The organism is Streptomyces sp. MMG1533 (assembly GCF_001279775.1).
Lineage (GTDB): Bacteria > Actinomycetota > Actinomycetes > Streptomycetales > Streptomycetaceae > Streptomyces.
The window spans coordinates 163,124-173,416 of record NZ_LGDG01000237.1; the positions used below are offsets into that span (position 1 = coordinate 163,124).

Consider the following 10,293-nt stretch of genomic DNA (forward strand, 5'->3'; position numbering starts at 1 on the left):
AAGCACACGGGGACCGTCCCCAGCCATCTGCTGATGCCACTCTTGGGGATCCCCGCGACGTGCCCGCTGCTCGGTCCCCGCACGTCCCGGTCCCCGTATCGACATCCGGCGCAAACCCGCAGGTCAGCGGTGACAAAATGGGGACCGGTCCCCAAGAGGCTGCAGTTGCACCAGGGGACGGCAGTGGGGACCGTGATCACGGTCCCCACCAGTCGCTGGGGACTGACAACCCCGTGGCGGGAACCGCCCAGCAGGAGGGGACCGGTCCCGTCGACGCACGGGGACCGGATCACGGGACCGGCTCCCGGCCTCCTCGGGGACCGGCAGCCCCTGGGGAACGGGGTTCCGGTGAGGGTGCGGAACTGCTGGATGAGCTACGGGCGGCGATCGGCAAGTACGTCGTGCTGCCCAGTGACGAGGCGCTGACAGCAGTCACCCTGTGGGTGGCGGCCACGCACATCCAGACCGTTCTGCAGCACGCGCCGCGTCTAGCGGTCGTCGGCCCGACGAAGGGCTGCGGCAAGTCCCGGGTGCTGGACGTGCTCCACGAGACCGTCCACCAGCCGATCATGACGGTGAACATGTCCACGGCGGTGCTCTTCCGCGTCATCGGCAAGAACCCGCGCACGATCCTGGTGGACGAGGCCGACACCATCTTCAGCAAGGCCGGCGACAACGAGGAACTGCGCGGCCTGCTGAACGCCGGACACCAGCGCAACCGGCCCGCCTGGCGCATCTCCGGTCCGGAGCACAAGCCGACCCCGTATCCGACCTTCGCCATGGCTGCACTGGCCTCGATCGGCGACCTCCCCGACACGATCACGGACCGGGCGGTCGTGCTCCGCATGCAAAAGCGCAAGCCGGGCGAGAAGGTGACCCCGTTCCGCTCGCGCTACGCCACACCGGAGCTGAACACACTGCGGGACAAGCTGGCCGCCTGGCTGGGACCGCTGCGCGGCACGGCCGGCCGCATGGCGCCGACCATGCCGGTGGAGGACCGGGCGGCGGACACCTGGGAGCCGCTGGTCATCATCGCCGACCTGGCCGGCGGCCACTGGCCCGCCCGTGTCCGTGCGGCCTGCGTGGCGATGACCCGGTTCGAGGCCGTACAGGACGAGCAGACCAACCTGAAGACGCGGCTGCTGCGCGATATCCACCGCATCTTCGAGGCACACGGCAACCCCGAAGCTCTGTCCTCCCTGGATCTGGTCACCGCCCTGCTCCAGGACCCCGACGCACCCTGGGCAGAGCACGGCGCCAACGGGCTCAACGCCTACCACCTGGGCAGAATGCTGCGGGACTTCGGCATCCGCCCGGCCAACTACCGGTTCGACAAGGGCAGGCAGGCCAAGGGGTACTCCCGTAACCGGTTCCTCGACAGCTGGGCCCGCCACTGCCCCGACCTCGCCGAGACGGCACCCGCCCCCGCGCACGACGCCACGCCCGCGCGCCCGGCCCAGGGCAAGCCGCCCACCGCACCGGCGGCCCAGCTGCCCATCGGCCCGCCCGGCGGCCCCGCCGGCCCCAAACGCGCCCACTGACCCGCCTCCCCCTGGGTCCGTATCACTGCGTCGCATCCGTCCCCGCGCAGGTCAGCGCGGGGACGGATGTCCTCACCGGGACGGACATCTCCGTACCTGCCCACATGTCCGTACCTGTGCTGACCAGGCATGGGACGCATGCGACGCACGTGACACATCTCCTGCCCCCTCAGCACCGGAGCACCCCCATGCACGAACAGCACCACAAACGCCCCATGGCTCAACAGCAGACGCACACCACCCCAGCCCCAGACAGCGCAGCAAGTTGTCGGGTAAGGAGTCCTTGCCCGGCCCCCGCCCCAGGGGAGGCGGAGGCATCCTGCGCCGAGGCGGCGCCGGAGTCGGCCGGCCCAGGGGAGCCGACCGAGGGAGGGGCCGTCGAGCCGTCGTCGAACGCGCCGCAAAACTCCGCGCCGCGTCGTCGTCTGCGTGACAAGCAGCAGCGTGAGCGCCGCGTTCATCCCCGCTACAACGACGACGAGTTCGAGCTCGTCCAGAAGGCTGCTGCCCTGAGCCGCATGGCAGCAGGCGGCTACGTCGCCGAGTGCTCGCTCGCCGCCGCCCGCGCCGACGACCCCACTGCGGCGGTGGCCGACTACCGCGCCACGGTGAAGGCGCTCATGGCCGCCAACGGACAGCTCGGCAAGGTCGGCAGCAACCTCAACCAGCTCACCTGGCACCTCCACCAGGACGGCGCCTGGCCCCACCCCGAGACCGTCCAGCGACTCCTGGACCGCGTCGAGGTATCCGTCGCCGAGCTGGACGCCGCTATCGCCCAGGTCATGGAGGGGCGGTGAGCCATTGATACCCAAGATCATCCTCGGTCGGGGCACCACGCGTGGCCTGATCCACTACCTGTACGGCAAGGGTGACGCGAACGAGCACGTCGATCCGCACCTGGTGGCGTCCTGGAACGGCTTCGCCCCCGACCCCGGCCGCAGCCCCCACCGCGACCCCCGAGAGGTGGAGAAGCAGCTCGCCGCACAACTCGACCAGCCTGTCCGGATGCTCGGTGACCGCGCGCCGGAGACCACCTTCTGGCACTGCCCGGTCCGCGCCGCGCCCGAGGACCCGATCTTGACCGACGCCCAGTGGGCCGAGATCGCCCGCCGGATCCTGGGCGCCGCTGGCATCGCCCCCGACGGGGACGAGGAAGCCTGCCGCTGGGTAGCCGTCCGCCACGCCGACGACCACATCCACATCGCCGCCACCCTCGTGCGCCAGGACGGCCGCCGCCCCCAGCGCGACCACGACATGCGCGCCGTACAAAAGGAGGCCCGCCAGATTGAAATCGACTACGGGCTCCGGCGGTTGAAGGATGGCGACGGCACCGCTGCCAAGCGTCCCACCAGCAAGGAGCACTTCAAGGCCAAGCGTCTGGGCCAGGACGCCACCGCTCGTGAGGTACTGCGCTTGCGGGTGCGCCGTGCGGTCGCCGCGGCGGCCGACGAGGTCGAGTTCTTCTCTCTGCTGGAGGCGACCGGCGTGGACGTGCGCCTCAAACTCGCTCCCTCCGGCGACGCGCTCGGCTGCAACTTCGCCCTGCCCGGCAACGTGAACGAGGAAGGCGACCCGGTGTGGTTCGCGGGCTCCACCCTCGCCCCTGACCTCTCCCTGCCCAAGATCCGCGAACGCCTCGCCACCACCAGCCCCGAGCCGGCCACCATCCAGCCTGGCAACCCGTGGCACCAGGCCACCGCCGCCACCGCACGCATCCCCCACCACCTCACGAAAGGCGACGAGCAGACGGCCCAGGGCCAACTCGTCGCGCTCGGCGCGACGCTGGACCTGCTGCCCGTCATGGCACCGACCGCGGCGCGGGCCGAAGTCGAACAAGCCGCCGCTGCCTTCGAGCGCGCCACCCGCTCCCGCATCGCCGCCGACCTCGACAGCACCCGCGCCCTGCGCCGCAGCATCCAGACCATCTGGCGCGAGAGGCCACAGGACAGTGACGGCACCGGGCTCATCATGCTCCTGGACGCCGCACTCACCGCGGTCGCCGTCGCGCTGCACTGGCACCGCACCCGCCAGCACGCCCAGCAGGAGGCGGCAGCCGAACAGGCGCTCCTCCACCTGCAGACCGCGTACGCGCAGACCGCCGAGCCCGTCCTGGTCGGCCTCGCCAGCCGGGCACCCGGCCCGCAGACCAAGCGCCGCTTCGCCCACCACCTTCAGGATGTGGTTCCGGAGCACGCCGAGCGCATCCTCAACGACCCCGCTTGGGACGCACTCGCCACCGTGCTCGCCGAGGCAGAGGCAGCAGGACACAACGCAGCCACCGTCCTCGGCCAAGCGCTGCACCAACGTGCCCTGGACGACGCCCGCAGTCCCGCCCGCGCGCTGACCTGGCGTGTCCGCCGCCTCGGCGAGCGCCACGTTCCCGGTCCTTGGGCCCAGGCAGCCAGGGCCCACAGTGCCATGCAACGGCCCAGCGTGCCGGTCCACCCCGCTGCTGCCATTGCTCGGCCACCGCAGGGGTCACCGAAACGGCTGCGCTGATCAGGCGGGGGCGGACAGCTTGGGCGCAAGGAGCTCCAGGGCTTCCTCCCAGCGGTAGCGGTCGGCCCCGCCGCCGGCCTTTGGCCGGTGCGGTTCGTACGAGCCGATCAGGACGCCCATCTCGCGTAGCCGTTCCAGACTCTGGCGGTACGCGGGGTGGGCGGCCTGGGCTGAGTTCAGGTACGGCAGCACGGCGACCGGGATGTCCATGGCGGGTGCTTCGCACAGGACGCCCAGGGCGAGATTGTCGGAAATCCCGGCGGCCCACTTGTTGATGGTGTTGAAGCTGGCCGGGGCGACCGCCATCGCGTCCGCGGGCCGGGTCGGGCGCGGTTCGCCCGGTGATCGCCAGGCCGAGCGGATGGGGCGGCCGGTCTGGGTCTCGACCACCTCCGCGTCGAGGAAGCCGAGTCCTTGTGGGGTGGCAATGACGCCGACGTCCCAGTGCCGTTCCTGTGCTGCGGTGATCAGCTTGCCGACGTCGGCGGCGACCCCGGCCGCGCAGACCACGATCTGTAGGAACGGCTTGTCGGGCTGATCACTCACGCGGGCACTCCCAGTTGACGGCTGAAGTGGTGCAGTTCGGGCAGTGCCCGGCGGCGGTCGCGGGCTGCCATGTCGGCGACCAGTTCGCGTACGGCCGGGCGGCGGATGTCCTGTGCCGCGCAGCTCTCGGCGATGCGCAGGGCCTGGTAGCCCTCGGCGAGCCTGCCCTGCTGACTGTAGGCGCGGGCGGTCTCCACCCACAGCGCGGCCCGGCGCTCGGGGACAGGAATGTGCCGCCGCATGAGCGGCCGTGCGGTTTCCAGGGCGATGCCGGCGTCACCGAAGGAGACTGCTGCGCTGATCTCGTGGAGTGCGACGTTGGTGGGGCTGAAGTTCGCCCAGGCGTCCGGCCGGTCGAAGGAGACGTAGCGAGCGACTTCCTTGGCTTCGGCGAGGAAGTCCTGGGTGGTGTCGCGGTCGCCGTTTCTGCTGGCGGCGGTCGCCCCGCGGAGCAACAGCAGACCAACCGCTGCCAGGTACCGGGGCGAGCGCCGGTCGTAGGAGCCGGTGAGCTGGTCGGCAGTGTGGCGGACCATGTTCACGGCCTGGGCCGTGTGCTTCTCCCGCACGAGGACGTGAGCGTGAACGCGGACACTGGCGGCGAGTACGACAGGATCCTCGGACCGTTCCGCCTCGGCCATGGCCCGACCGGCCGCGAGCCAGGCGTTGCCCTGATCGGCCCGCTTCAGCAACAGGCTCACCGACGTCTGGTAGGCGGTCGCGAGCAGCCCGGACACCTCCGCCGAGCCGGATGAGCCTCCGACGGCCTGACGCAGGTCGGCGATCAGACCCGGCAAGGTCTGCTCCAGTTCCGCGTAGTCGCACGTGCAGAACATCCGGCGTACGGCCCGTGCCCGGTCCCGCAGCTCGTCGAGGCCCAGGGCTCGCCCGGTAGCCGCGGGGCTCGTGCCTGGCAACAGGACTTGGATCAGGTCGTGATGTGCCGCGCTCGACGACGGCGGAGCCGCGAGCGCGGCGACGCTCGCGGCAAGGAAGGTACGGCGGTGCATGTCCTCTGTTCCGGGCTCGGCGGGGCTGGCATCAGAAGCGGCGGCGAGGCCGAGACGTTGCGGCGGAATCTCCAGCACCTGCGCGATCTCGCGCAGCACTCGCACGTCCTCGGTACCCCTGCCGCTCTCCAGGCGGCTCACCTTCGACTGGTGATACCCAAGCGCGGCGGCAACGTCCCTCTGCGAGCGCCGCTGTAACACGCGTGCCTGACGGATCACTTCGCCGATCCGTCTCGCTTCACTCTGTGCCTCGGCCATCTGTGCCACGGCCCCTTCTGCCGTCGCCGATCCTGCCTGCTCAACCGAGAGTAACCGAACGGCATTTGGCAGTGATGCAGCTCCTGCATAAGTGATGCAGCCCCGGCACACCGACTGGTTCCGCTTACCTCCGGAGCGGTTGCGTGGAGTGGCCGAACCGACCAGGAGGCCGCTCATGGAAGCGCATCACATCCGGATTCCCGTCTCCGGCACGCCAGCTGCCGCAGCGTCCGCGCGCCAGCAGCTCGCGGACGGGATACGAACTTTCGGCGCCTTCCTCGGCCCCGAACTCCAGGACGCGGCAGAGCTGGTGGCCGCAGAGCTCATCGCGAACGCGGTCCGGCACGCAAACGGCGGCCCGATCACGGCCGGCGCCTGCCTGAGCGACAAGGGACTGCGGATCGAGGTGAACGACGCCAACCCCGCTGTCCCACAGGTCCGACTGTCGGATGTGGACGAGGAAGGCGGACGCGGGCTGTTCCTCGTCGCAGCACTCGCGGACCGCCACGGCTTCGATCCGCTGCCGCCCGGCAAACGCTGCTGGGCCGAGTTCAAGGTCAGCACCCCACTACCCACTGCATCACACCTGCCCCTGCAGAGGAGTTGACCGTTGACAGCCGTACGAATTCCCCCCGTCGCCGCAGAAGTGGTCGCCGTGCGACCCGGCAGCCCACTCGCCGGCTCCATCACCGTCGACGGCTCCAAGAACGCGGCCCTGCCCCTGCTGGCCGCCGCCGCGGCCCTGCACCGCCCGGTGCATCTGAGCAACGTCCCGTCGAACACGGACGTCGAGACCATGCTCGCCCTGCTCCAACAGGCCGGCTGGCACACGGCCCGTCCGGTCAGCGATCCGCACACCATCGTGATCCTGCCGAGCGACAAGCCCCAGCCAGGCCCCGATCCCGAGGTCGCCGCCCGCATCCGGGCCTCGTACTACCTCGTACCGGCCCTGCTCGGCGCGTCCGGGCGAGCCCGGCTGCCCTGGCCGGGAGGCTGCCGGATCGGGGAACGCGGGATGGAGCAGCACTTCAACGTCTACGAGCGCTTCGGTGACCGCACAACGGTCGATGGACGCGGCTACCTCGTGGAAGCAGCCACTGGTGGGACCGGAACCGTGTCCGTGGTGCTGCCATTCCGCTCTCGTGGGGCGAGCGTCGCTGCGCTCCTGCGCGCGGTCGTAGCCGGCCGGCCCCTGCGCCTTGGCCACCCCAATCTCTCGCCTGAAGTGATCAGCGTCGTAGAGGCGTTGCAGGTGGCGGGATGGGAGTGCCAGGTCAGTGAGTCCGTCCTGACGCTGTCACCACCCACTGCCGTCCCGACGGAGACCACCGTCTGGTCGGTGCCCGGCGACAAGGTCGAAGCCGGGACCCTGGCCTGTGCGGTCGCGGCGACCGGCGGGGACGCACGCATCTGTGGCGTACGCGGCGACGACGTCGCTCCCCTGGTCTCCGCCTTGAACTGGCTCGGAGTCCCCGCCGACGCCGAGGGCGATGCTCTCACCATCCGGGCCCACGACGCCGAGCCGACCGGGCGATCGCTGCGCGCCATCGCCTCCCTCTCCCCCGACGGCTTGGACGCCGATTTCGAACCACCGCTGATGGCCCTCGCCCTCGGTCTGCCTGGCACTCACCGGTTCGCCGACACCATCAACCCCGGCCGTCACGGCAACCTGCTCCCCCAGCTCGCCCGCCTCGGCGCCGAGATCCACGAGCTCTCGCCCACCGAATGCCGCCTCACCGGACCGCAGCAGCTGACCGGCGCCGGCGTGGAGGCCACCGACATCCGCACGGGCTCGGCCCTGCTCATCGCCGGCCTCACAGCGAGCGGCGTCACCACCCTCGGCGGCCTCGAACAGCTCCGGCGCGGCCACGCCGACCTGCCCACCAAACTGCACGCCCTGGGCGCCGACATCTGCGAGGTCACTCCATGACCCGGCAGCTCCAGCGAATCACCGCCACGACCGACGTCCACTCCTCCTTCGACCGAGCCACGTCGATGCTCGCCTACCTCCAAGCCGCCAGGGCCGAGAGCCTGATGGTGGACTGCGGCGACTTCTTCGAAGGCACCGGCTTCTACCGCTTCGGCCAGGGGCAGATCGAGCGCGAGGTCCTCACCAGCCTGTACGACCTGCTCGCCCCCGGAAACCATGGCTGGCCGCACTACTTCGAACCGCAGTTGCACGAAATGACCGTGTGCGCGAACGCAGCCGACGAAAGCGGCAAGCCGCTCTTCGACCGCGTACGCATCGAGCAGATCGGCGGCCGGCGAGTCGCCGTCACCGCAGTGATCAGCCCGCAAGCCTTCAGCGCGATCCCCGCCGACCAGCGCACCGGCCACCACGTCACCGACCCGGCCCAGGCCCTGCGCGAGGTGATGCTGGAGCACCATCACCGTGCCGACGCCTGGATGGTGCTGTCCCACTCGGGCTTCAACGAGGACCTGAAGCTGGCCGCTGCCTGCCCGTTCGCGGACGTCATCTTCGCCGGGCACTGCCACAGCGACGCCTACGGTCCGGTGCCCGTCGGTGACACTCTCGTCGTCAAGGGCCACGAACTCGGCGTCGGGTACGCCACTGCCGAGCCGGTTGGGGCCGGCTGGGCCGTCCGCGTAGGCACCTTCCCCAACACGTCCCTGATCCCCGAGGACCTCGCCGTACTGCAGGAGAAGATCGCCCTCGTCAGCAGCACCCTGGGGAGCCAGCTCGGCATCGTGAACGAGCCATATCGCAATGCCCTGTTGGACCGGCGCCTCCTCTTGGACGAGATCGCCACCCGCCTGCACACCGGCCTCGGAGCGGACGCGGTCATCCTCAACGAGACCGCTCTGCGCCCCGTACCGCTCGGCGATGTCCTCACCCTCGGCGACCTGCTCGCCATCGAGCCCTTCGGCAACCAGCTCGTCCACGCCTTCCTCTCCGACGATCAGTCCGAGGAGCACGCCAAGCTGCTCGCTCATCTCGTCGAACACATCGGACCCTTGGCAGTCGCGCCCACGCCCCTTCCGCCCACAGCGCGCATCGTGCTGACCACCGACTACATCGCCGACACCTATCTCGGCGGCCGCGCTCATCAAGCCGGCCTGCGTCTGGGCCAGGCGGTGCGCAGCGTCCTGGCGGCCCCGTTCGCTGACTCTGCCGACGCTCTTCAAGGGGGCGCTCAATGATCCTCACCGGGCCCGAGATCAACACGGCCGTTGCCGACGGACGCCTTCGCATCACCCCGTTCGACCCGAAGCAGACGAACCCCAACAGCTACAACGTCCGCCTGGGCGCCACCCTGCTGACGTACGCCACCAAGGTCATCGACGCCCACCACGCCAACCCCACGCACACGATCCGAATCGACACGGACGGATTCGTCCTCCAGCCCGGCGAGCTGTACCTCGGCCACACCGTCGAGGAGGTCGGCTCGGACCTCTTCATCCCACTGCTCTTCGGCCGCTCCTCGGTCGGACGACTGGGGTTATTCGTCGAGATCACCGCCCCTATCGGTGACATCGGCTTCCACGGCCAGTGGACTTTGATGCTGTCCCCCATCCGCCCTCTGCGGGTGTACGCGGGCATGAAGATCGGGCAGATCATGTTCTTCGTCTCCACTGGGGACGTCGACCTGTACCGAGGCAAGTACCAGGGCGCCGCCGGCCCCCAGCCTTCCCGCTACTGGCGGGATGCGGCACACGTGCAGGCGGGCGCCTCGTGATCCTCACCGGCTCCGCCATTGCCGCCGCCGTCAGCGCAGGCGAGATCACCATCGCGCCCTACGACCCGGCACGCCTGTCCCCCAATGCCTACGACTGGCGACTGGGCGACACGATCCGCATCTGCGACGGCGACCTGGACGCCGCCGCCCCCACCGCCTTCACCGAACTGGCCATCCCTGCCTCCGGATTGGTCCTGCAGCCCGGCGTGCTCTACCTCGGCGTCACGCTGGAGAGGACCGGCTCGGAAACGTATGCCCAACTCCTCAACGGCAACCGCACCATCGGCGCCCTCGGCATATGGGTCCACGTCTCCGCGCCACTCGGCCACCAGGGCCACGCGATCCACTGGACCTTGGAGATCCGCGCTGCCAAGCCCGCCCGCGTCTATCCGGGAATGACCTTCGGCAAGCTCGTCTTCCTCACCACCCTCGGCACCCCGGCCAGCTACCAGCAACAGCGCGCCAAGTACGCCGCCACGCACGGCATCGACATCTCCCGCCTGTACGAAGAGATCCCCCAAGGAGCGCTGTGAGCCCCCTCGTCCGCCCTGCCGCGGGGCCGCTGGCCGCCACCTTCCTCGACCTCCCAGCCGGAAGCCCCGGCGGCAGCGTCGAACTCTTCCTCGACCTGTACACCGGCGACAAGCCCCTCATCCCCGCACGGGCCTTCATGCTGGCCCCCCCCCCCCCCAAACCCCACCTCCCCCCCCAGATCGACCTCCCCACCGTCGTCGGCAAGTG

At 70.2% G+C, this 10,293-nt stretch carries 10 protein-coding genes and 1 pseudogene; 9 read left to right on the top strand and 2 right to left on the bottom strand.

Annotated features, from left to right (window positions below; translation table 11 throughout):
- The first annotated feature begins 233 nt into the window (after positions 1-233).
- The 3 genes from ADK57_RS31075 to ADK57_RS31085 all read left to right on the top strand — a co-directional run bounded on the left by ADK57_RS31075 (position 234) and on the right by ADK57_RS31085 (position 4,040).
- Positions 234-1,541 carry a DUF3631 domain-containing protein gene (locus tag ADK57_RS31075; RefSeq protein WP_053752945.1) on the top strand — a complete coding sequence of 436 codons (1,308 nt, stop codon included), beginning with the start codon at positions 234-236 and terminating at the stop codon, positions 1,539-1,541.
- 215 nt (positions 1,542-1,756) lie between these two features.
- A complete protein-coding gene (locus tag ADK57_RS52620; RefSeq protein ID WP_420711921.1) occupies positions 1,757-2,338 on the top strand; it encodes a plasmid mobilization protein in 582 nt (193 codons plus the stop codon).
- A 4-nt stretch (positions 2,339-2,342) separates the two neighbouring features.
- Positions 2,343-4,040 carry a relaxase/mobilization nuclease domain-containing protein gene (locus ADK57_RS31085; protein ID WP_053752947.1) on the top strand — a complete coding sequence of 566 codons (1,698 nt, stop codon included), beginning with the start codon at positions 2,343-2,345 and terminating at the stop codon, positions 4,038-4,040.
- Here ADK57_RS31085 and ADK57_RS31090 read toward each other — a convergent pair whose 3' ends face one another.
- Positions 4,041-4,586, bottom strand: a complete 546-nt coding sequence (locus ADK57_RS31090) for a flavoprotein (RefSeq protein ID WP_053752948.1) — start codon at positions 4,584-4,586, stop codon at positions 4,041-4,043.
- The gene (locus ADK57_RS31095) at positions 4,583-5,854 is read right to left on the bottom strand and encodes a helix-turn-helix domain-containing protein (RefSeq protein WP_199830726.1); all 1,272 of its coding nucleotides are present in this window, start codon (positions 5,852-5,854) and stop codon (positions 4,583-4,585) included. The genes ADK57_RS31090 and ADK57_RS31095 overlap by 4 nt, the downstream gene beginning before the upstream one ends.
- 175 nt (positions 5,855-6,029) lie before the next feature.
- Here ADK57_RS31095 and ADK57_RS31100 point away from each other — a divergent pair, with 175 nt between their 5' ends.
- From ADK57_RS31100 to ADK57_RS31125, 6 genes and pseudogenes are all read left to right on the top strand, one after another.
- Complete coding sequence (locus tag ADK57_RS31100; protein ID WP_053752949.1) at positions 6,030-6,461, top strand: ATP-binding protein; 432 nt, start codon at positions 6,030-6,032, stop codon at positions 6,459-6,461.
- Between the two features lie 39 nt (positions 6,462-6,500).
- A complete protein-coding gene (locus tag ADK57_RS31105; protein ID WP_053752950.1) occupies positions 6,501-7,784 on the top strand; it encodes a hypothetical protein in 1,284 nt (427 codons plus the stop codon).
- Complete coding sequence (locus ADK57_RS31110; RefSeq protein ID WP_053752951.1) at positions 7,781-9,016, top strand: metallophosphoesterase; 1,236 nt, start codon at positions 7,781-7,783, stop codon at positions 9,014-9,016. Before ADK57_RS31105 ends, ADK57_RS31110 begins: the two co-directional genes overlap by 4 nt.
- Positions 9,013-9,552 carry a dCTP deaminase gene (dcd, locus tag ADK57_RS31115; RefSeq protein ID WP_053752952.1) on the top strand — a complete coding sequence of 180 codons (540 nt, stop codon included), beginning with the start codon at positions 9,013-9,015 and terminating at the stop codon, positions 9,550-9,552. Before ADK57_RS31110 ends, dcd begins: the two co-directional genes overlap by 4 nt.
- Positions 9,549-10,085: a dCTP deaminase gene (locus ADK57_RS31120; RefSeq protein WP_053752953.1), complete on the top strand. Its 537-nt coding sequence runs from the start codon at positions 9,549-9,551 to the stop codon at positions 10,083-10,085. The genes dcd and ADK57_RS31120 overlap by 4 nt, the downstream gene beginning before the upstream one ends.
- Positions 10,082-10,293 (top strand): annotated as a pseudogene (locus ADK57_RS31125) (glycosyltransferase); the annotation flags it as partial. The gene ADK57_RS31120 and the pseudogene ADK57_RS31125, both read left to right, overlap by 4 nt.